This is a genomic window from Mesorhizobium sp. L2C066B000 (genome assembly GCF_000502335.1).
In the GTDB taxonomy this organism is placed as follows: domain Bacteria; phylum Pseudomonadota; class Alphaproteobacteria; order Rhizobiales; family Rhizobiaceae; genus Mesorhizobium.
The window spans coordinates 241,408-261,458 of record NZ_AYWZ01000011.1 but is presented as its reverse complement, the minus strand read 5'-3'; the positions used below and the strand labels follow the sequence as shown (position 1 = coordinate 261,458).

26 protein-coding genes are annotated in these 20,051 nt (G+C 63.3%); 17 read left to right on the top strand and 9 right to left on the bottom strand.

Going from position 1 to position 20,051, the window contains the following annotated elements; all coding sequences use genetic code 11:
• Positions 1-930, bottom strand: a complete 930-nt coding sequence (locus X733_RS144345; RefSeq protein WP_023743124.1) for a MoxR family ATPase — start codon at positions 928-930, stop codon at positions 1-3.
• Positions 927-1,454, bottom strand: coding sequence for a flavin reductase (locus X733_RS144350; protein WP_023819443.1), 528 nt, complete (start codon positions 1,452-1,454; stop codon positions 927-929). The genes X733_RS144345 and X733_RS144350 overlap by 4 nt, the downstream gene beginning before the upstream one ends.
• 180 nt (positions 1,455-1,634) lie before the next feature.
• Here X733_RS144350 and X733_RS144355 point away from each other — a divergent pair, with 180 nt between their 5' ends.
• Positions 1,635-2,705 carry a branched-chain amino acid ABC transporter substrate-binding protein gene (locus X733_RS144355; RefSeq protein WP_023819442.1) on the top strand — a complete coding sequence of 357 codons (1,071 nt, stop codon included), beginning with the start codon at positions 1,635-1,637 and terminating at the stop codon, positions 2,703-2,705.
• On the top strand, positions 2,705-3,724 hold the full coding sequence (locus X733_RS144360) for a P1 family peptidase (protein WP_023819441.1): 1,020 nt from the start codon (positions 2,705-2,707) through the stop codon (positions 3,722-3,724). The genes X733_RS144355 and X733_RS144360 overlap by 1 nt, the downstream gene beginning before the upstream one ends.
• A gap of 7 nt (positions 3,725-3,731) precedes the next feature.
• On the opposite strand, the gene X733_RS144365 is transcribed toward X733_RS144360, so the two are convergent.
• Positions 3,732-3,986 carry a DUF2171 domain-containing protein gene (locus X733_RS144365; RefSeq protein ID WP_023690182.1) on the bottom strand — a complete coding sequence of 85 codons (255 nt, stop codon included), beginning with the start codon at positions 3,984-3,986 and terminating at the stop codon, positions 3,732-3,734.
• Between the two features lie 137 nt (positions 3,987-4,123).
• Between X733_RS144365 and X733_RS144370 the strand changes: the two genes are divergently transcribed.
• Genes X733_RS144370 through X733_RS144385 form a run of 4 tightly spaced genes read left to right on the top strand, consistent with a single transcriptional unit; the run spans position 4,124 to position 7,468 of the window.
• Positions 4,124-4,849, top strand: a complete 726-nt coding sequence (locus X733_RS144370; protein ID WP_023819440.1) for a DUF2259 domain-containing protein — start codon at positions 4,124-4,126, stop codon at positions 4,847-4,849.
• A 56-nt stretch (positions 4,850-4,905) separates the two neighbouring features.
• Positions 4,906-5,370, top strand: coding sequence for a hypothetical protein (locus X733_RS144375; protein ID WP_023819439.1), 465 nt, complete (start codon positions 4,906-4,908; stop codon positions 5,368-5,370).
• A gap of 59 nt (positions 5,371-5,429) precedes the next feature.
• Positions 5,430-6,731: an adenylosuccinate lyase gene (gene purB, locus X733_RS144380; protein WP_023754382.1), complete on the top strand. Its 1,302-nt coding sequence runs from the start codon at positions 5,430-5,432 to the stop codon at positions 6,729-6,731.
• An 8-nt stretch (positions 6,732-6,739) separates the two neighbouring features.
• Positions 6,740-7,468: a metallophosphoesterase family protein gene (locus X733_RS144385; protein ID WP_023819438.1), complete on the top strand. Its 729-nt coding sequence runs from the start codon at positions 6,740-6,742 to the stop codon at positions 7,466-7,468.
• A 15-nt stretch (positions 7,469-7,483) separates the two neighbouring features.
• On the opposite strand, the gene X733_RS144390 is transcribed toward X733_RS144385, so the two are convergent.
• Entirely contained in the window at positions 7,484-8,299 is an 816-nt protein-coding gene (locus tag X733_RS144390) for a VOC family protein (RefSeq protein WP_023819437.1), read from the bottom strand.
• Between the two features lie 185 nt (positions 8,300-8,484).
• Here X733_RS144390 and X733_RS144395 point away from each other — a divergent pair, with 185 nt between their 5' ends.
• Positions 8,485-9,039 carry an alpha/beta hydrolase gene (locus tag X733_RS144395; RefSeq protein ID WP_023708637.1) on the top strand — a complete coding sequence of 185 codons (555 nt, stop codon included), beginning with the start codon at positions 8,485-8,487 and terminating at the stop codon, positions 9,037-9,039.
• A 19-nt stretch (positions 9,040-9,058) separates the two neighbouring features.
• Here X733_RS144395 and X733_RS144400 read toward each other — a convergent pair whose 3' ends face one another.
• A complete protein-coding gene (locus tag X733_RS144400; protein ID WP_023819436.1) occupies positions 9,059-9,832 on the bottom strand; it encodes an HpcH/HpaI aldolase/citrate lyase family protein in 774 nt (257 codons plus the stop codon).
• 127 nt (positions 9,833-9,959) lie between these two features.
• Entirely contained in the window at positions 9,960-10,280 is a 321-nt protein-coding gene (locus tag X733_RS144405; protein ID WP_023669091.1) for a DUF1476 domain-containing protein, read from the bottom strand.
• A gap of 275 nt (positions 10,281-10,555) precedes the next feature.
• On the opposite strand from X733_RS144405, the gene purC reads away from it, so the two are divergent.
• The 5 genes from purC (at position 10,556) to X733_RS144430 (ending at position 13,451) form a co-directional block, all read left to right on the top strand.
• The gene (gene purC, locus X733_RS144410; RefSeq protein WP_013532127.1) at positions 10,556-11,350 is read left to right on the top strand and encodes a phosphoribosylaminoimidazolesuccinocarboxamide synthase; all 795 of its coding nucleotides are present in this window, start codon (positions 10,556-10,558) and stop codon (positions 11,348-11,350) included.
• 87 nt (positions 11,351-11,437) lie between these two features.
• Positions 11,438-11,680, top strand: coding sequence for a phosphoribosylformylglycinamidine synthase subunit PurS (gene purS / locus X733_RS144415; RefSeq protein ID WP_023669092.1), 243 nt, complete (start codon positions 11,438-11,440; stop codon positions 11,678-11,680).
• Between the two features lies 1 nt (position 11,681).
• Positions 11,682-12,350, top strand: coding sequence for a phosphoribosylformylglycinamidine synthase subunit PurQ (purQ, locus tag X733_RS144420; protein WP_023819434.1), 669 nt, complete (start codon positions 11,682-11,684; stop codon positions 12,348-12,350).
• 41 nt (positions 12,351-12,391) lie between these two features.
• Positions 12,392-12,802, top strand: a complete 411-nt coding sequence (locus tag X733_RS144425) for a hypothetical protein (protein WP_023669094.1) — start codon at positions 12,392-12,394, stop codon at positions 12,800-12,802.
• A gap of 4 nt (positions 12,803-12,806) precedes the next feature.
• Positions 12,807-13,451 carry a Pr6Pr family membrane protein gene (locus X733_RS144430; RefSeq protein ID WP_023819433.1) on the top strand — a complete coding sequence of 215 codons (645 nt, stop codon included), beginning with the start codon at positions 12,807-12,809 and terminating at the stop codon, positions 13,449-13,451.
• Between the two features lie 15 nt (positions 13,452-13,466).
• Here the strand turns inward: X733_RS144430 and X733_RS144435 are convergent, their stop codons facing one another.
• The gene (locus X733_RS144435) at positions 13,467-13,706 is read right to left on the bottom strand and encodes a DUF1127 domain-containing protein (protein ID WP_023706460.1); all 240 of its coding nucleotides are present in this window, start codon (positions 13,704-13,706) and stop codon (positions 13,467-13,469) included.
• A 93-nt stretch (positions 13,707-13,799) separates the two neighbouring features.
• Between X733_RS144435 and X733_RS144440 the strand changes: the two genes are divergently transcribed.
• Positions 13,800-15,212 (top strand): PLP-dependent aminotransferase family protein, encoded by a 1,413-nt coding sequence (locus X733_RS144440; protein ID WP_023684885.1) that lies wholly within the window; start codon positions 13,800-13,802, stop codon positions 15,210-15,212.
• Positions 15,213-15,254: 42 nt separating this feature from the next.
• On the opposite strand, the gene X733_RS1000000170325 is transcribed toward X733_RS144440, so the two are convergent.
• Entirely contained in the window at positions 15,255-15,419 is a 165-nt protein-coding gene (locus tag X733_RS1000000170325; RefSeq protein WP_023669098.1) for a hypothetical protein, read from the bottom strand.
• A gap of 188 nt (positions 15,420-15,607) precedes the next feature.
• On the opposite strand from X733_RS1000000170325, the gene purL reads away from it, so the two are divergent.
• From purL to X733_RS144455, 3 genes are all read left to right on the top strand, one after another.
• Complete coding sequence (gene purL, locus X733_RS144445) at positions 15,608-17,839, top strand: phosphoribosylformylglycinamidine synthase subunit PurL (protein ID WP_023819432.1); 2,232 nt, start codon at positions 15,608-15,610, stop codon at positions 17,837-17,839.
• A complete protein-coding gene (locus tag X733_RS144450) occupies positions 17,836-18,360 on the top strand; it encodes a hypothetical protein (protein WP_023684883.1) in 525 nt (174 codons plus the stop codon). Before purL ends, X733_RS144450 begins: the two co-directional genes overlap by 4 nt.
• A 99-nt stretch (positions 18,361-18,459) precedes the next feature.
• Complete coding sequence (locus X733_RS144455) at positions 18,460-18,693, top strand: BolA family transcriptional regulator (RefSeq protein ID WP_010909092.1); 234 nt, start codon at positions 18,460-18,462, stop codon at positions 18,691-18,693.
• Between the two features lie 12 nt (positions 18,694-18,705).
• Here the strand turns inward: X733_RS144455 and X733_RS144460 are convergent, their stop codons facing one another.
• The gene (locus X733_RS144460; RefSeq protein WP_023684882.1) at positions 18,706-19,539 is read right to left on the bottom strand and encodes a phosphodiester glycosidase family protein; all 834 of its coding nucleotides are present in this window, start codon (positions 19,537-19,539) and stop codon (positions 18,706-18,708) included.
• A gap of 160 nt (positions 19,540-19,699) precedes the next feature.
• On the opposite strand from X733_RS144460, the gene grxD reads away from it, so the two are divergent.
• Positions 19,700-20,035: a Grx4 family monothiol glutaredoxin gene (gene grxD / locus X733_RS144465; RefSeq protein WP_023669102.1), complete on the top strand. Its 336-nt coding sequence runs from the start codon at positions 19,700-19,702 to the stop codon at positions 20,033-20,035.
• Positions 20,036-20,051 lie beyond the last annotated feature (16 nt).

Here is a 20,051-nt window from a genome sequence, read left to right as displayed (position 1 = left end):
CTACTCCGCCGCCGCCAGTTCGGCCTTGACCTCATCGAGGATGCGCCGGCCCTCGCCCGCGCCGATGCGGGCAATGTCGTCCTGGTATTTCAACAAAACGCCGATCGTGTCGGAGACGGTTTCGGGATCAAGCGCCACCTTGTCGAGTTCGGTCAGCGCGCCGGCCCAGTCGATGGTTTCGGCGACACCCGGCGCCTTGAACAGCTCGACCCGGCGCAGCTTCTGGATGAACGACACCACTTCCGCGGAAAGCCGGCTGTTGGCCTGCGGCACCTTGCGGCGCACGATCTCCAGCTCGCGCTCGGCATTGGGATAGTCGACCCAGTGATAGAGGCAGCGCCGCTTCAGCGCGTCGTGGATTTCGCGCGTGCGGTTGGTGGTGATGATGACGATCGGCGGTTCCTCCGCCTTAATCGTGCCGAGCTCGGGCACCGTCACCTGGAAATCGGACAGGATTTCGAGCAGGAATGCTTCGAAAGCCTCGTCGGTGCGGTCGAGCTCATCGATCAGGAACACCGGGGCCGCACCCGCCTTGCCGGTCAGCGCATCGAGCACCGGGCGGCGGATCAGGTATTTTTCGGAAAAGACATTGCGCTCCATGTCGGAGCGGTCGACCGAGCCTGCCGCCTCCTCCATGCGGATCTCTATCATCTGCGCGGCGTAATTCCACTCATAGACAGCGGACGAGACGTCGAGCCCTTCATAGCATTGCAGGCGGATCAGCCGGCGGCCGAGTGCGTGCGCCAGCACCTTGGCGATCTCGGTCTTGCCGACGCCGGCCTCCCCTTCAAGGAACAGCGGCCGCTGCATGCGCAGGGACAGGAACAGCACCGTTGCCAGCGAGCGGTCCGCGACGTAGTCCGCGCCGGTCAGGAGATCGAGCGTTTCGTCGATCGTCCGCGGCGCGGGGCGCGGTTTCAGCTCGGTCATTCTTTCTCCGTTGCCGCCTCTGCCCCGCTTTGCAGCACGTGGTAGTCGCGGGCGTGGTAGATCAGCGGCCGCAAATTATCGCCCATGCGCAGGCCTGTCACCTTGCCAAAAAGCACACGATGGGTGGCCAGATCCTTGGTGTCGATCAATTCGCAGTCGAAAACCGCAAGAGCGCCCTTCAGGGTAGGCGCGCCCGTCGATATGACATCCCACTCGCCAAGCGCGAAACGCTCATCGGCCGACAGCCCGGTCAGGCCTGAAAACGCCACCGATAGCGGCTGCTGGTGCGAAGCCAGCGTGTTCAGCGCAAACCGGCCGTTTTGCACGAAGAGCTCGTTCTTGGCATTCTCGCGGTTGAGACAGACGAGAACCGTCGGCGGCGTGTCCGACACCGAACAGGCCGCAATCACCGTCGTGCCGCGTTTGCCGGCGGGCCCGTCGGTGGCCACCACATGGACGTGGCCGGCAAAATGCGCCATCGCGTCGCGATAGGCCTGAGGCCCTATGTCGTTCAACTTCAACACCGATGATTTTCCATAAGCGGGAATCCAAGCGTTATATATGGCGGCACACAATAGGCCACAAGCGAAGTGGTTGACGCCAATCCGCAAATTCCCGTGTTGCGCCTGGGGCGGGCAGCCTTTAGGTCTTGGCGGAAGAGACGCTGGAAGCATGCGACCGGCACGGAGGAATTCGTCGTCAGAATGCGACCCCCAACAGCTGTAATAGCGGCACTGCTCTGGCTGCTGCCGGCAAGCGCCGGCGCGCAGACTTTGCTTGTCGGCGTCGCCGCACCCCTGTCCGGTCCGTCGGCGATACTTGGCAAGCAGATCGAGGCGGGTGCTGCCCTGGCAGCAGAAGCCAACGGCGCCGAGATCAGGACGGTCGACGATGCCTGCACCGCCGATGGCGGGGCTGCCGCCGCCAGGGAATTCGCCGCTGCGAAGGTCGATATCGTCGTCGGCTTCCTCTGCACCGAGGCGATCCAGGCGGCGCTGCCGATCCTCAAGGACGCTGACATACCGGTCATCACCGTTGGCGTGCGCACCGAAAGCCTGACCGATCGCCGCGCCAAAACCGGCTGGCCGGTCTACCGGCTGGGGCCACGCGGCGACGACGAGCGCAATGCGGTGGCCGGCATCCTGACCCGGCTGTGGCAGAGCGAATTGTTCGCCATCGTCGATGACGGGACCATCTATGGCCGCGAAATCGCCGAGACGCTGCGCGCAGCGGCCGAACAGGCGGCGCTGAAGCCGGTCTTCACAGATACGTTCCGGCCGCAGCTCGACAACCAGATCGGGCTGATCGGCCGGCTGAAGAAGGCGGGCGCGACGCATGTCTTTGCCGGTGGCGACGGCGACGACATCGCCATTATGGGCCGCGACGCCGGCCAGCTCGAGGCCGGCATTGTCTTTGCCGGCGGCGAGAATTTGCGCACGCCACCCGGCGACGTGCCTTACGCCGTCGGCACGCTGATGATCGCGCCGCCGGAATGGGCCGATGTCGCCGATCCCAAGGTGCTGGCGGCGTTTACGGCCAAGAACATCGCGCCGGATGGCTATGCCTTGCCGGCCTACGCGGCGGTGGAGATTGCCAAGGCGGCCTCGGCCGCGCCCCAGACCTCGGGCAAGGGGCTGGCCGACGCGCTAACCGGGCATGATTTCACCACCGCGATCGGGCCGCTGCGGTTCGACGACAAAGGCGATCTGAGCCAAAACCTCTATCGCGCCTTCCGCTTCGACGGGACGCGTTTCGTGCCGGCGGAGACGAACTGATGTTTCGCACCGGGCCGCGCAATCTGATCACCGATGTCGCCGGCTTGCGCGTCGGCAACGCGTCGGATGCCACGCTGAAATCGGGCGTCACCACCGTATTGTGCGACGAACCGGCGGTCGGTGGCGTGCAGATCCTCGGCGGCGCGCCGGGCACGCGCGAGACCGATTTGCTCGAACCGCACAATTCCATCGAGGCGGTTCATGCCGTCGTGCTTTCGGGCGGTTCGGCCTTCGGCCTCGACGCCGCGTCGGGCGTGCAGGCGGCGTTGCGTGAAAAAGGCATTGGCGTCGATGTCGGCGGCTTTCGGGTGCCGATCGTGCCGGCGGCGATCCTGTTCGACCTGCGCAATGGCGGCGACAAGGATTGGGGCCGTTATCCTCCCTACCGCGACCTCGGCTACGAAGCCGCCCAGGCGGCAACAGTCGACTTTCCGCTCGGCACAATCGGCGCCGGCACCGGCGCGCTAAGCTCCGGGCTGAAGGGCGGCCTCGGCTCGGCCTCGACTGTGCTCGACAGCGGCGTCACCATCGGCGCACTCGCCGCCGCCAACCCGACCGGCTCGGTAACGATCGCGCGGACCCGCTATTTCTGGGCGGCGCCCTTCGAGATCGGCGATGAGTTCGGCGGGCTTGGCTATCCCTCGCCAATGCCGGACGATGCCAGGCGGATCCTGTTGAAATACCGCGACAAGCGTGTCGGTGGACAAGCCGAGGCCGGTGGCAACACCACCATCGCCGTCATCGCCACCGACGCCGTGCTGACCAAGGCGGCAGCCAAGCGGCTGGCCATTTCAGCGCATGACGGCTTCGTGCGCGCCATCTGGCCGGTGCACACGCCGGCTGACGGCGATCTGGTGTTCGCGCTGGCGACGGGGAAGAGCGGCATAGAACTCAGCGCCGACGATGCCGTCGATTTCTTTGCCGCCGCCGGCGCCACCATGGCGCGCGCCATCAGCCGCGGCATCCATGCCGCGACGCCGGCCGATGGCGACCTGTTTGCGGTGTGGTCGTCGCGCTGACTTTCAGTCAGGTCGGGTCGGACTCCTCTTCCTCGAAGCTGACCGCGACATCCGAATTCGCCGACAGCCAGACTTTCTGGCCCTCGACCTCGGCAAGCAGGCTCAAGGGAATGTAGTGGTGATGCCCCTGATGGGTGCCCTCGCCGCTGTCGGCCTTGGTCAACTTGATCCGCTCGCCATCGACCCTGTCGACGGTGCCGATGTGAACGCCGTCGGCGCCGACCACTTCCATATGCTCGCGAATCTTGCTGGCCTCAGTCATGGGGTGTTCTCCTTTTGAAAACGATCGACGATAACAAACAGAGGCGAAATTGGATGCATCGCCTTTCGAATAGCACGATGTTTTGACTGTCTCGTGATAGGGAACGATCGAACCACGGCAGGCGGAGCGGAACCCCGATGCGAAATCTCGTCCTGATTGGCGTTTGCCTGCTGGTCCATCTCGCATCCGCCATGGCCGCCCGAGCGGGCGATGTCGCCGAGCTTGAAATCCTCGGCTTCAGCAAGGATGGCAGCGTCTTCACCTTCGAGGAATATGGTGTGGCAGACGGTTCGGGCTTTCCCTATGCCAATCGCTACTACATCAACACCGCCGACGACACGTTCCTGAAGGGCACGCCAATCCGGGTCCGGCTGGAGGATGAGACCGCCTCGCTCGAGACGGCCCGTCAGCAGGCCAGGCAGAAGGGCGAAGCAATCATTGCCCAGGCCGAGCTTACCGCCAACCGCGGCATCACCGCCGGCTTCAACCCGGTGACCGAATTGTCGGCCGACCCGTTCCGCATGGTGGTCAACCCACGGCCGATCTTTTCGCCGGTCGACCCGCCGCTGGAATTCCGGCTGGACGAGATCGGCATGAACGACACCGAAAGCTGCCAGAGCCAGGGCGAGGTCAACGGTTTTCGCCTGCTGCGGATCGAGGCCAGGGATGGCGGCCAGACCCATCTGCTGCATGAGGATAAATCGATCCCGAAAAGCCGTGGCTGCCCGAACGGCTACAGGATCGGCGCGGTGCAGACGTTCTCGATGGACAGCATCAGCGCCTATGCGGTGCTGATCGCAGTGCGCCAATACGGCTTCGAAGGACCGGATTTTCGCTGGATCGCCGTGACCGGACGCCTGTGACATCGCTCGATCAATCCAGTTGGCGCAAGCGCGCCGGAAATCGCGTCAGCCGCGCCATACCATCGACGGGCGCGGCGCTTGTCGGCGCCTTGCTGTGGGCGATGGCCATGGGCGCCAGCGCGCTGACCGGTCTTTGGCTCGACAATTGGGAGACCCCGGAAAAGATCCGCTTCGTCGTCCTGCTGTTTGCGACCGGCGCGGCATTGGCCTTTCCCGTCGGGTTGTTCGCGGCGCGGCTGGTCTCGCTCGACCGGCATTGGGAGGTGGCGTTCGCCGCCGCCTTCGTCTGCCTGCTTGCCACGACGCTCGCCTTCACCGGCGGGTTGTTTGCGCTGCAATACCGCTCCTACTATGCCGAATGGCACGCGGAGGCCTTCACCGCCCGGTGGGCGTTCGAACTGGTCTTCACCTCGCTGACGGCGCTCTACCAGTTCGTGGTGCTGGGTATCAGGCTCTATTTTCCGCTCGGATTCATCGCGCTTGCCGCCGCCAGCGTGTGGTTTGCACGCCAGCAGCGTTGAGCATTCGGTCCGCCTCTGATAGGAGGCGCACTTAACCACCGACATATCAGGACTGACGGATGATCCCTCGCTATTCCCGGCCGGAAATGGTCGCCATCTGGTCGCCGGAAACCCGCTTCCGCATCTGGTTCGAAATCGAGGCCCATGCCTGCGATGCGCTGGCTGAGCTCGGCGTCATCCCCAGGGAAGCCGCCAAGACCATCTGGGAAAAGGGCAATGCGGTAAAATTTGACGTCGGCAAGATCGACGAGATCGAGGCCGTGACCAAGCACGACGTCATCGCCTTCCTCACCCATCTCGCCGAATTCGTAGGGCCGGATGCGCGTTTCATCCACCAGGGCATGACCTCGTCAGATGTTCTCGACACCTGCCTTGCGGTGCAGCTCGGCCGCGCCAGCGATATCCTGCTGGCCGACCTCGACGGCCTGCTCGCCGCGCTGAAGCGCCGGGCCTTCGAGCACAAGGACACCGTCACCATCGGCCGCAGCCACGGCATTCATGCCGAGCCGACCACGTTCGGCGTCAAGCTGGCGCAGGCCTATGCCGAGTTCTCGCGCTGCCGCGAGCGGCTGGTGCACGCGCGAGAGGATATTGCCACCTGCGCTATCTCGGGCGCGATCGGCACCTTCGCCAACATCGACCCCTATGTCGAAGAGCATGTGGCGAAAAAGCTTGGGCTGAAGCCGGAACCGGTGTCGACGCAGGTCATCCCGCGCGACCGCCATGCCATGTTCTTTGCCACGCTCGGCGTCATCGCCTCGTCGGTCGAGCGGCTGGCGACAGAGATTCGCCATCTGCAGCGCACCGAGGTGCTGGAAGTGGAAGAGTATTTTTCGCCGGGCCAGAAGGGCTCGTCGGCAATGCCGCACAAGCGCAACCCGGTGCTGACCGAAAACCTCACCGGCCTTGCCCGCATGGTGCGCTCCATGGCGCTGCCGGCGATGGAGAATGTGGCGCTCTGGCACGAGCGCGACATCTCGCATTCCTCGGTCGAGCGCATGATAGGGCCGGACGCCACGGTAACGCTGGATTTCGCGCTGTCGCGGCTCACCGGCGTCGTCGACAAATTGCTGATCTATCCCGACAACATGCTGAAGAACATGAACAAGTTCCGTGGCCTGGTGCATTCGCAGCGCGTGTTGCTGGCGCTGACCCAAGCCGGCGTCAGTCGCGAGGATGCCTACCGCCTGGTGCAGCGCAACGCCATGAAGGTATGGGAACATGGCGCTGATTTCCTTGAGGAACTGTTGGCCGACAGGGAAGTCACCGCAGCGCTGCCCGAAGCCGAGATCCGCGAGAAATTCGACTTGGGCTATCACACCAAGCATGTCGACACGATCTTCAAGCGGGTTTTCGGATAGGTTTTTCGATGCGGCTGGCCGTCCTTTCCGACATCCATGGGAATCTGCGCGCGCTTGAGGCGGTTCATGCGCAGATCAAAGACGCTTCTCCCGACATAATCGTCAATCTGGGCGATTGTCTTTCCGGGCCGCTATGGCCTGAAGAAACCGCGCAATATCTGATGGCGCAGAATTGGCCGACCGTGCGCGGCAATCACGACCGTGTGCTGGTCGAGCCGCCTGCTTCCGGGTTGGAAGACGTCGATGCTTTCACCCACCAACGCCTCTCTGAGACATCCCTGACCTGGCTCTCGGCCTTGCCGGTCACCCTGTCGCCTGCCCCGGACATCCTGCTTTGCCATGGCAGCCCCAGTGACGACGACGTGTTCCTGCTCGAGGAAGACGGAGGCAGCCACTTCCACCCCTCCAATGAAAAGCAGATCAGGCACAAGCTGGGCAGCGCCGGCGCCGGGCTGACCTTGTGCGGCCATACACATACGCCGCGCGTTGTGCGCTTGTCGGACAACCGGACAATCCTCAATCCGGGCAGCGTCGGCGTCCAGGCATTCCCCGGCCTGACCGTGACCGGCAGTCCGCATGCCCGCTACGCCCTCGCTACGCGCAAGGACGGACAATGGTCGTTCAGCCATCACGTGGTCAATTATGACTGGACCGAGGCGTCCACCCGCGCGACAGCCACCGGCTTCGACAGCTGGGCGCATAGGCTGCTGACGGGCTACGCCGCCAATTCCTTGTAAGAACCGAGCGGGCGCTCAGCCGGCGGCGCCCGGCACGGTGCGGATAACCGTGCCCCACGGATCTTCCCGCGTGGTTTCAGCGGTTGTCCTGTCCGACCGCATCTCGACCCAGGCCAGACCCGAGCGGGACGGATCGCGGCGGCCGGCGCCGGCGCTGTGCCACGAATTGCCACCGATATGATGGTGGTAGCCTCCCGACGACAGGAACACCGCCTGCCCTCCATACTTAGCGACCGTGTCGAAGCCAAATTCGTCGTGCCACCAGGCCTCGGCATCTTCCGGCCGGCCGACGCGCAGATGGACATGGCCGATAATGCTGTTGTGCGGCGCGCCCTGCCAGCCGGCGTCACCGGCCGGCACGCTGCCAACCACGGCAGCCAGGTTCAGCCGCTCGGTCGCCATGGCGATCTTGTCGCCGTTCCACTTCCACTCCTGCGGCAGACGGTCCCTATAGATTTCAATGCCGTTGCCTTCGGGGTCGGTCAGGTAGAGAGCCTCGCTGACCAGATGGTCGGAGGCGCCCTCGATGCGGATCTTGTTGGCGGCGGCATGGTTTATCCAACGGCCGAGATCGGCGCGGCTGGGCAGAAGGAAAGCGGTGTGGAACAGGCCGGCGCTGCGCGGATCGTCGGGCTTGGCCGCTGCGTCAGGCTCGATCACCAGCAGCGGGCGCTCGGCAGCGCCCAGCGTGATGGCGCCATCGGCGCGGCTCAATTCCTGCAGGCCGACAACAGCCCGGTAGTAATCGGCAAGTCCTTCGGCGTCGCGCGCCTTCAGGCCCACGCGTGACACGCTGACGGGGGTCGTCGCGGCAAAAGGCAGTTCGCTCATAAAACTCTCCGTTCAGCGCATTAGCGCCACCAGTCTATTCTGTCGTCCATCTCTTCCTGCCTCAAATCGTCGATCCTGATCGTTCACACAAGATGGAAAGAATCGAACAGGTTGTTCACAATTGTGATGCACCGCATGCGTCAGCGCGGGTTGCACGAGACACGGCCGCTCGCTATCTCAGCGCCATGAAAGTCAAAGACGCAGATATTCTGATCGTGCCGGGCTACACCAATTCCGGCCCTGAACACTGGCAGACACGCTGGCAGTCGAAACTATCGACGGCGCGTCGGGTCGAACAGGCGGAGTGGTCGAAGCCGGTGCGCGAGGACTGGACGGCGAGCGTGGCGAACGCTGTCAACGAGGCCGAGCGGCCGGTGGTGATCGTTGCCCATTCCCTCGGTGTGGCGGCCGCGGTGCAGGCCATTCCGCAGTTCAGGAAGCCGGTCGCCGGCGCGTTTTTTGTCGCGCCGCCCGACGTCGCCAACCCGGAGATAAGGCCGCGTCACCTGATGACCTTTGGTCCCTATGCGCGCGAACCGCTGCCCTTCCCGTCCATCGTCATCGCCAGCCGCAACGATCCGTTCTGCGCCTTCGAGGTTGCCGAGGACATTGCCGCTGCCTGGGGTTCGCTGTTCATCGATGCCGGCGAAACCGGTCACCTCAATGAGGATGCCGGCTTCGGCCCTTGGCCGGAAGGGTCGATGACCTTCGCCAAGTTCCTGACCGACCTCAAGGCCTGACCGGGCAAGGCACAACGCCTCAGCCCTTTATCGAATCGTTCATGCTTTTGATGAGTGTCTTTGCGCCGAGCGAAATCAGCGCATGGTCCGAGCCCATCGCCAGCAGCCGGTAGCCCATCGCCACGACGCGGCCGGCAATCGCCGGCTCAACGACGTAGATCGCCGCATGCTTGCCCGCCTTGCGCGTGCGCTCGGCGATGGAAGCGACGGTTTCCATCATGCTTTCCAGCGTCGAATTGACGGTGGCGCCATTCGACCAGGCGATGGAGAAATCCGATGGGCCGAGGAAGATGCCGTCAATGCCCCGCGTGTCGAGGATGCCGTCCAGCGCATCGAGTGCGGCGCGCGTTTCGACCATGGCAAAGGCCATCGTGCGTTGATTGGTGTCGCGCAGCCATTCGGCGTGGTCGCCTTTGCCATGGCGCGGAAAAGCATAGGTCGGGCCCCAGGAGCGCTCGCCCATCGGCGGATATTTCATCGCCGCGGCAAAGAGTTTTGCATCGGCCACCGAATTCACCATCGGTGCAATCACCGCCTCGGCACCGAAATCGAGGGCGCGGCTGGCCATGTCGAAGCGGCCGACCGGAATGCGCACCAGCGCCGGCTTGTTGGCGGCCAGCACCGGCACCAGGCCGCGCAAGACCGAGTCTTCGTGGTGTCCGCCATGCTGCATATCCAGGGTGACGGCGTCAAAACCCTGCTTGGCGATGATTTCGACCGTCAAAGCGTCCGGAACGCCGGACCAGGCGGTGAACAGCGTTTCATCCGCCGCCAGGCGTGACTTCAGGGACATGGGTGCTTTCCTCGTTGGGTAGAGCCTTGTAACAGGCCTACGCACAGTTTCAGCCGGAAAAGGCTGAAAAGGCAAAGAAAAACCGCCCGGCTGGACCGGGCGGTCGATTGGTCCAGCGCTACTCGCTCTAGGTGTTCTTGATCTGCTCGATCGCCTGCGCCATCAGTTCGTCCATGGTGCGGCGGATCTGGTGATCCGACTGGTCGACGCCGGCGGCGTCGAAATCCTTGCGGATCTTGCGGAATACGTCGTGATCGCCGGCTTCCTCGATGTCGGAAACCACAACTTCCTTGGCATAGGCGTCGGCGTCAGTGCCGGATTTGCCCAGCTTTTCGGCGGCCCACAGACCGAGCGCCTTGTTGCGGCGTGCGGAAGCCTTGAAGCGAAGTTCTTCGTCGAAGGCGAATTTGCGCTCAAAACCCTCTTCGCGGTCTTTCATGCTGCTCATGGCTTCCCTCCGATGAAATCGATTCGCGTTGGTGATGGATATGTGTGCTGCCGCAGCACAAACCAAAAGGGCGCGGGCCGGTCAATATGCTACATCACTTGCTGCGCTGCGGCATTTCATTCCTGAAAGCGGTCGATGGAAAGGATTTGCCGATTGAGCAAACGCTGTGATTGGGATAGACCCGGCATTGAACCCCACCCGTCGCCGCACCAATTTAGGCAGACGGACAGGAACTGGTCGCTTGCCGCCTGCCCGCAAATCCAGAGAAAAATCAGATGAAAAATCGCCGCCGCATTTATGAAGGCAAGGCCAAGATCCTCTATGAGGGACCGGAACCGGGCACACTTATCCAGTTCTTCAAGGATGATGCGACCGCATTCAACAAGAAGAAACATGAGGTCATCGACGGCAAGGGTGTGCTCAACAACCGCATTTCCGAGTACATCTTCAACCATCTGAACCGCATGGGCATTCCGACCCACTTCATCCGCCGGCTCAACATGCGCGAGCAGTTGATCAAGGAAGTCGAGATCATTCCGCTCGAAGTGGTGGTGCGCAATGTCGCCGCCGGCTCGCTGTCCAAGCGCCTCGGCATCGAGGAAGGCACCGTTCTGCCGCGCTCGATCATCGAATTCTATTACAAGGCCGATGCGCTCGACGATCCGATGGTGTCGGAAGAGCACATCACCGCTTTCGGCTGGGCAAGCCCGCAGGAGATCGACGACGTCATGGCGCTGGCCATCCGCGTCAACGACTTCCTCTCCGGCCTGTTCATGGGTGTCGGCATCCAACTCGTCGATTTCAAGATCGAATGCGGCCGCCTGTTCGAGGGCGACATGATGCGCATCGTCGTTGCCGACGAGATCTCGCCGGATTCGTGCCGGCTGTGGGACGTGGCAACGCAGGACAAGCTCGACAAGGACCGTTTCCGCCGCGATATGGGCGGCCTCGTCGAAGCCTATCAGGAAGTTGCCCGCCGCCTCGGCATCATGAACGAGAACGAGCCGCCGCGCCCGACCGGCCCGGTGCTCGTCGCCTCGACCGATGGCCTCAAAGGCAAGCCGCACTAAGTCTTCATTCTTGACGCGATTCCGGACGAAAAACCGCTTCAGACTTTTCCTGGAATTGCTAAGTCTTCGAACAGGAACCTGTCCAGTATGATCAAGGCCCGCATCACCGTCACCCTCAAGAACGGCGTGCTCGACCCGCAGGGAAAAGCCATAGAGCACGCTCTGTCCGGACTGGGGTTCGGCGGCGTCGGCCAGGTGCGGCAGGGCAAGGTCTTCGACCTCGAGCTCTCGGAGACCGACAAGGCCAAGGCCGAAGCCGATCTGAAAGCCATGTGCGACAAGCTGCTGGCGAATACGGTGATCGAGAATTACGCGGTGGAGATCGCTTGATATGAAATCAGCTGTCGTTCTTCTCCCCGGCCTCAACCGCGACCGCGACATGATTGCGGCGCTGACCAAGATTTCCGGGCAGGCGCCGGCGACCGTCTGGCAGACCGACACCGAAATCCCCGATGTCGACCTGATCGCCATTCCCGGCGGCTTCTCCTTCGGCGATTATCTGCGCTGCGGCGCGATTGCCGCGCGGATGCCGGTGATGCGGGCAGTCGCTGAAAAGGCCGCCAAGGGCGTCATGGTCATTGGCGTCTGCAACGGGTTCCAGATTCTGGTCGAGGCCGGCCTGCTGCCCGGCGCGCTGATGCGCAATGCTTCGCTGAAATTCGTTTGCCGTGAGGTGAAGCTGCAGATCGCCAACGCCAACACCATGTTCACCCGCCGCTATCAGCCGGGCCAAATCATCCGCACGCCGGTTGCGCATCATGACGGCAATTATTTCGCCGATGCCGACACGCTTGCGCGCCTCGAGGGCGAAGGACAGGTTGTGTTCCGCTATGCCGAAGGCAGCAATCCCAATGGCTCGATCAACGACATTGCCGGCATCATCAGCGAGAAGGGCAATGTGCTCGGCCTGATGCCGCATCCGGAAAACCTGATCGAGGCCGCGCATGGCGGCAGTGACGGCCGGGCGCTGTTCGAAGGCGCGCTCGGCATCGCCGCCTGATATCTCTTCGAATTCCTTTCAAAACGCGGGGGCGGTTGACCATGAGACTGACGATTGTTCGCCTAGGTCCCCTGGCTGCTGCCGGCTTGGCGTTGGCGTCCTGCCAGTCCAGCCCGAAGAGCGCGCCGGTCCCCACGGGCAAGAGCGCTTCGCTGCTGGCCATGGAACAGGTAGCGATATCGGCCCACAAATGCTGGATCGCCAGCAAGGATCCCGCCTTCAAATCCTATCAGATGGCCAATGAGCTGAATTCGTTCAGCGGCACGCCCCGCTTCCTGCTGGTGCCGGCCAAGCATTATGGCGGCAAGCCGCTGCTGGTCGTCCAGGCGCAAGGCAATTCCAGCCGCGTCGACGTGTTCGGTCCGCTGATGGACGATCCGCTCGGCGCGCGCATCGGATCCGACATTGCGCGCTGGCAAACGGGCAACCCCTCCTGCAACGCGGCCGCCTGACGCCATGGGCCGCTTCCTGCAGTTTGCGGGATTGATCATCGGTCTGGCCGGGCTTGTCCTGCAAGCGTGCATCACCATCCCGGCATCGATGGAAACCGGCCGCAGTTTTCTCGGCTCCATCGTCTTTCTGTTCAGCTTCTTCACCATCCTGACCAACATCGGTGCAGTGCTGGTCCATGTCTCGCTGCTGTCGCCTTCGGGCTACGCCTGGCTGCCGGCCTTTGCCGGGCCGCGGATGCGGGCGGGCGTGGCGGCTTCCATCGCCCTGGTCTTCATCGTCTACGCGACGGTTCTGGCGCAGCTCTGGCAGCCGCAGGGGCTGTTCCTGCTCTGTGACGTGCTGCTGCACTATGTGACGCCGGTGCTGTTCGTGCTGTGGTGGCTTGTTGTAGGCGCTGACGGCAGGACACGCTGGAGCGACATTTCGTGGTGGATGGCCTTTCCGATCGCCTATCTCGCCTATGCGCTGGCGCGCGCACCGATCGCAGGCGAAGTGCCCTACCCGTTCCTCGACGTTGCGAAAAACGGCGCGGCCAGCGTCGCCCTTGCGGCGCTGGCCGTCACCGGTGTTTTCCTGGTGCTGTGCATCCTCGCCGTGCTTGCCGATAGGGGCGTCTCACGCCTCAGGGCTCCGCGCACCCGTCGTTGACGAACCGGCTCCGGGTCAGTCCCAGAGCCGTCGGATCCCTTCACGGTAGGCGTCGCCACGCGAAACACCGATATCCCTGAGCTGCTCGTCGGTCATTTCCAGCAAGGCCAGGCGGCCGCGACGGCGCTCGATCAACGCTTCGATCCATCGCGCCAGCGATCTGACCACATGCACGATCCGGCCGACAAAGCCTCGCCGGCTGGACGGCCCGACCAATTCAATGCCCGCGCAGCGGATTGTCTCGATTGTATCCATTGTTTTTCTGCCAACCTTGCAAATTGTACCCATCTTGGTACGGTTCTGATATGCATTGACACCCGATCTGGCGCAATATACAGAATTGTCACCATGACAAATTGGCTCCCTGACCTCACCATCGGTTCCGGCCCGCTTTACCAGCGCCTTGCCGACAGCATCGAGTCGGACATCGACAAGGGCGTTATCGATGCCGGGGCAAAATTGCCGCCGCAGCGCGATCTCGCCTATGACATCGGCACGACGGTCGGCACGATCGGCCGGGCCTATCAGCTGCTGCGCGAACGCGGGCTGGTGAGCGGCGAAGTCGGACGCGGGACCTATGTGCTGGCGCAGCAATCGGAAGCGGCGTCACCCGAATTCGCCGAGCCGGCCGTGCAAGGCACGCGCTATGTCGATGCACCGCCCGGCAAGCTGCGTTTCGACAGCACTGCCGCGCCCGACATCGGCCAGGGCGCCATTGTCGCTGACATGCTCTCGCGCACGGTGCAGGATCACCCGCACGAGATTTCGAGCTACACCAGGGATTTTCCGGAGCGCTGGTTCGAGGCCGGCGCCCGCTGGCTGTCGCGCAATTCGTTCCGTCCGGCGGCCGACACCATCGTTCCCACGCTTGGCACACATGCCGCGGTGATGGCGGCGATTGCGGCACTGACCACACCGGGCGACTATGTCGCCTTCGAGCACCTCACCTATTCGCAGATCGCCCGCAGCGCCGGGCTGATCGGGCGGCGCATAGCACTGGTGGCATCGGACGAAGAAGGCCTCGATCCCGAGGATTTCGAACGCGTCTGCGCGCAAAAGCACCCGAAGATGATCTTCCTGATGCCGACGGTGCAGAACCCGACGCTGGCGATCCTGTCGGTTTCGCGCCGCGAGGCGATCGCTCGTGTCGCGCGCGCGTACAATGTCATCGTCATCGAGGACGATCTCTATGGCGGCCTGACCGAAGATCCGACGCCGCTCATCGCCGAATATGCACCCGAGCGCACCATTGTCGCCGGCGGTCTGTCGAAATCGGTCGCGGCAGGTGTTCGCGGCGGCTGGCTCTCCTGCCCGCCCGCCTATCGCCATCGCATCCGCGTCGCCCACAAGATGATGACCGGCGGGATGCCGTTCCTGCTGGCGGAGGTGAATGCGCGGCTGGTGCTGTCTGGGCAGGCTGGCGATATCCGCAAACGCAGCATTGCCGAAATTGCCGCCCGCATCGCCATCGTGCGCGAGACACTGGCGGGTTTCGCCTTCAAGTCACACGGCAGCGTGCCCTTCGTCTGGCTGACGCTGCCCGATCCCTGGCTGTCCGGCACGTTCAGGAGCGCATGCCTCGAAAATGGCGTGCTCCTCGACGACGAGGACGAGTTCAAGGCGGGGCGTTCCGAGCAGGTTTTTCACGGCGTGCGTTTCGGCGTCTCGCAGCCAAGGCGGCGCGAGGACATCACCGGCGGCGTCGCGGTGATCCGGCGGCTGCTGGAGGAAGGCCGCGCCGGCTACGACAGTTCGTCCTGAATCGTTGGCGCTAAACCGTGCCCCTGCGTACCGATCTCAGGTTCAGCCCTCTGCCTTGAAGTTTTTGGCTTCCTTCGCGCCCTTGTCCTTGCCGTGCTTCTCGGCCAGGTCCTTGGCCTGCTTGGGCGAAACGTCGGTGGTCTCGGCAATATGCATGGCCTCCTTGTCGGAGAGGCGATTGTCTTTCTTGCCTTGCTTGGTGGCCATGTCGAAATCTCCTGATTGGTTTGAGGCCTAACGGCCGGGATGCCATACCGTTCCCCAGCGGCTCCCCGCTACCATCGTCGCCCTGTGGTTTTCCGGCGTTTTTCGTCATCCAATGGGGTGTATCACGCCAAAGCTTGCGATATGAGGGGACTCAAATTCCCCTCTCCCATGGACATCAATCGCCGCCCATGACCATTTCCAATTCCGTGCCGATCACCCCGGAACTCATCGCCGCGCATGGGCTGAAGCCCGACGAATACCAGCGCATCCTCGACCTAGTCGGGCGCGAACCGAGCTTTACCGAACTCGGCATCTTCTCGGCGATGTGGAATGAGCACTGCTCCTACAAATCCTCGAAGAAATGGCTGCGCACGCTACCGACCACCGGGCCTCAGGTCATCCAGGGTCCGGGCGAGAATGCCGGGGTGGTCGATATCGGCGATGGCGACTGCGTCGTCTTCAAGATGGAGAGCCACAACCATCCCTCCTACATCGAGCCCTACCAGGGTGCGGCGACCGGCGTCGGCGGCATATTGCGCGATGTCTTCACCATGGGCGCGCGGCCGATTGCGGCGATGAATGCGCTGCGCTTCGGCGCACCCGACCATCCCAAGACCAGGCACCTGGTCAGCGGTGTGGTTTCCGGCGTTGGCGGCTACGGCAATGCGTTCGGCGTGCCGACGGTCGGCGGCGAGGTCAATTTCGACGCCCGCTACAACGGCAACATCCTGGTCAACGCCTTTGCCGCGGGCCTCGCCAAGACCGATGCGATCTTCCTGTCGGAAGCCAAGGGCGTAGGCCTGCCGGTCGTCTATCTCGGCGCCAAGACCGGCCGCGACGGCGTCGGCGGCGCCACGATGGCCTCGGCCGAGTTCGACGACAAGATCGACGAGAAGCGCCCGACCGTGCAGGTCGGCGATCCCTTCACCGAAAAATGCCTGCTCGAAGCCTGCCTTGAACTGATGGCGTCCGGCGCCGTCATCGCCATCCAGGACATGGGTGCGGCCGGCCTCACCTGTTCGGCGGTCGAGATGGGCGCCAAGGGCGACCTCGGCATCGAGCTTCACCTCGACCAGGTGCCGGTGCGCGAAGAGCGCATGAGCGCCTATGAGATGATGCTGTCGGAGAGCCAGGAGCGCATGCTGATGGTGCTGCGCCCGGAGAAGGAAAAGGAAGCCGAGGCGATCTTCCACAAATGGGGCCTCGACTTCGCCATTGTCGGCAAGACCACCGACGATCTGCGCTTCCGCGTCATTCACCAGGGTGACGAGGTCGCCAACCTGCCGATCAAGGACCTTGGCGACAAGGCGCCGGAATATGACCGCCCCTGGGTCGAGCCGAAGAAGCCTGCGGCGCTTGCCGCCGGCGATGCGCCGAAGGCCGATGTCGCCGATGCGCTGTTGAAACTGCTCGGCGGGCCGGACCTGTCGTCGCGCCGGTGGGTGTGGGAGCAGTACGACACGCTGATCCAGGGCAATTCGCTGCAGCTTCCGGGCGGCGACGCCGGCGTTGTGCGCGTCGAAGGCCATCCGACCAAGGCGCTCGCCTTCTCCTCCGACGTGACGCCGCGCTATTGCGAGGCCGACCCGTATGAAGGCGGCAAGCAGGCTGTGGCCGAATGCTGGCGCAACCTTACCGCCACCGGCGCGCTGCCGCTGGCGGCGACGGACAACCTCAATTTCGGCAATCCGGAACGGCCTGAGATCATGGGCCAACTGGTCGGCGCGGTGAAAGGCATTGGCGATGCCTGCCGCGCGCTCGGCTTCCCGATCGTGTCGGGCAATGTCTCGCTCTACAATGAAACCAACGGCCAGGGCATCCTGCCGACGCCGACCATCGGCGGCGTCGGGCTGATTGCCGACTGGTCGAAGATGACCCGTATCGGCTTTGCCGCCGAGGGCCAGATGATCCTGCTGGTCGGCGCACCCGCAAGCTGGGGCAGCCATCTCGGCCAGTCCGCCTATTTCAGGGACATCCATGGCCGTACCGACGGGCCGCCGCCATCCGTCGACCTCGCCCATGAAAAGCGCGTCGGCGACCACGTGCGCGCGCTGATCGCGTCGGGCGTCGTGACCGCGGCGCATGACCTTTCCGATGGCGGCTTGGCGATAGCCCTGGCCGAAATGGCGATGGCGTCCGGCATCGGCGCCACCATTCCGGGGCTCGCCGGCACCGACCCGATCCCGGTCTGGTTCGGCGAAGACCAGGGCCGCTACCTCCTGACGCTGTCCGTCGATCCGCAGAGCAAGGAATGGGACGCCATCCGCGACGAACAGAGCAAGCTCGGCATCTTTGCGCCATGGATCGGCTCGACCGGTGGAAACGAACTGAAGCTCGGCGATGCCAGGGCGATCCCGGTCAGCGAATTGACCGCCGCCCACGAAGGCTGGTTCCCGAACTTCATGGACAAGTCCAGTTGACCAGCCTGGCAGCCCGGACGCTGATCGCAGTCGTCTTCTGGCCGTCGCTGTTCTTCTTCTGGTTCCTCGGGCCGTTCGTCTTTTTCCTGCTGTCGACGACCTCGAGCGAGGTCTGTCCGCTGCTGGAAAGGCGTGACCAGTTCCTTGAGGCGGCCAATGGCACACTGCCGATGCTGGCTTTGCAGAGCCTGATCTATGCGATTCCCATCGTCTGCCTTGTGCTGTGGAGCCGCCTTTTGCCGAACCCGGCGCGCGCAAGGCATGTCGCCACCTGCATCAAGCTATTTGCCATTGCGGTCATTACCGGCGCGCTGTGGGAATACGGGTCATCGCTGATCTGCGACGGCTATGGCCAACCATTCTTTTCGCCCTTGTGGCAGATGACCAGCTATCTCCCGATTATCACCCTGGCGCTCAACATCCCGCTCTATGTCCTGGTGTTCAGCCTTGGCCGGGGGTTCTCGACCCGCGACGACATTACAGAAGATGGTGTGGTTCACCCGCGGCAGGATGGCCCTTAGACACTGCGTCGCCGACAGAACGGCTTCAACCCGGACCAGAAAGGCTTTAGGCTGCCGTCCGAGTCACTCGTGCCTAGCCGCCCAGAACAGGATTTTGCCATGGCAATGGATGCCCACGACATCGAAAAACTGATCAAGGACGGCATTCCGGACGCCAAGGTGACGATCCGCGACCTCGCCGGTGACGGCGATCACTATGCAGCCGAAGTGGTGGCCGAAAGCTTCCGCGGAAAGAGCCGCGTCCAGCAGCACCAGATGGTCTATGATGCGCTGAAGGGCAATATGGGCGGCGTGCTGCACGCGCTGGCCCTGCAGACCAGCGTGCCGGACTGAAGCCAGACTGGCCTACTGTTTCTGCGGCTGCTTCGCCGACACTGACGTGATCGGCTTCGCCGACACTGAGATGATCGGGCCCGCCGGGTATTTTCCGCCGACGATCATTCTTTTCCCATCCGACAGCGCGGAAACCGCGCCGTCGAGGAACAGCGCGTTGCGGCATTGTAGCGCGTCGCGAAACAGCCGCGCAAAGCTGCCGAAACTGACCTCAGACCGCGAGATCGCCAGCAAAACGGTGTTTTCATCGCGCACGCCGACGCCGTTGCGGATGTAGCGCGAGGTGCCATTCGCCTCGAAGCGCGGATGTAGCACGCCATCGATCACCAGCATCGGGCCGGACTGCGTGGCGAAGGCAACATCGCGTTTGGTGACCGCATAGGCGTTGCTTTCCATGACAGCCGCCTTGCCGTCATTGCCCACCAGAAAGACGCCGTTCGGTTTCAGGAAGAAATTGCCTTCGCCGTCGGCAAGATTGAGCCGTGACTTTTCGCTGCCGTTCTCGACCAGCAGGCCGACCGGCGACAAATCCTCGTGATACATGCCGCCATTCATGGCGAGCAGCACCGGCCTCCCCTCGCCCGCAACCGCCTTGTCGAAGGCTTCGAGCGAACCAAAAGGCTTGCCATCGGCGCTGGCGTGGAAAACACCGATGCTGTCGGCGCGAAGATCGATCTCGCAGACGACATAGGTCACCGCCTCGAAGGCGACATTCCGGCAAGACGCGGGCAGGTCACCGCCAATGACCAGTGGCGGCGGCTCCGGGCGTCTCGGCCACCAGACAACGGCAATCGCCGCCAGCAGGATGGCGATCGGAAGGGCGGCGCCATATCGTCTTTTCATCATGTCCCGGAGGCTGCAATCGGCTCGGATGCTTGGCCCAAGACAGGCGATCCTTTGCGCCATTTCCGCGACGGCGGCGCAAACATCTTGTTTCGGCCCATCTATGGGTTTATTTGATGGCTATGCTTCGAGCCTGACTCCCACAGGCGTGAAAGGATATCTCATGAGCGGCATCAACGACTACATCGACAGCGAAGTGAAGGGCAACGACGTCGTCCTTTTCATGAAGGGCACGCCCGGTTTTCCGCAGTGCGGCTTTTCCGGCCAGGTCGTCCAGATCCTCGATTACATCGGCGCCGACTACAAGGGCGTCGACGTGCTGACCTCGGCCGAACTGCGCCAAGGCATCAAGGAATATTCGAACTGGCCGACGATCCCGCAGCTTTACGTCAAGGGCGAATTCGTCGGCGGCTGCGACATCATCCGCGAAATGTTCCAGGCAGGCGAGTTGCAGACGTTGCTCGTCGACAAGGGCGTCAGCGTCAAAGCGACAGCCTGATTCTGAGTTGAGACGG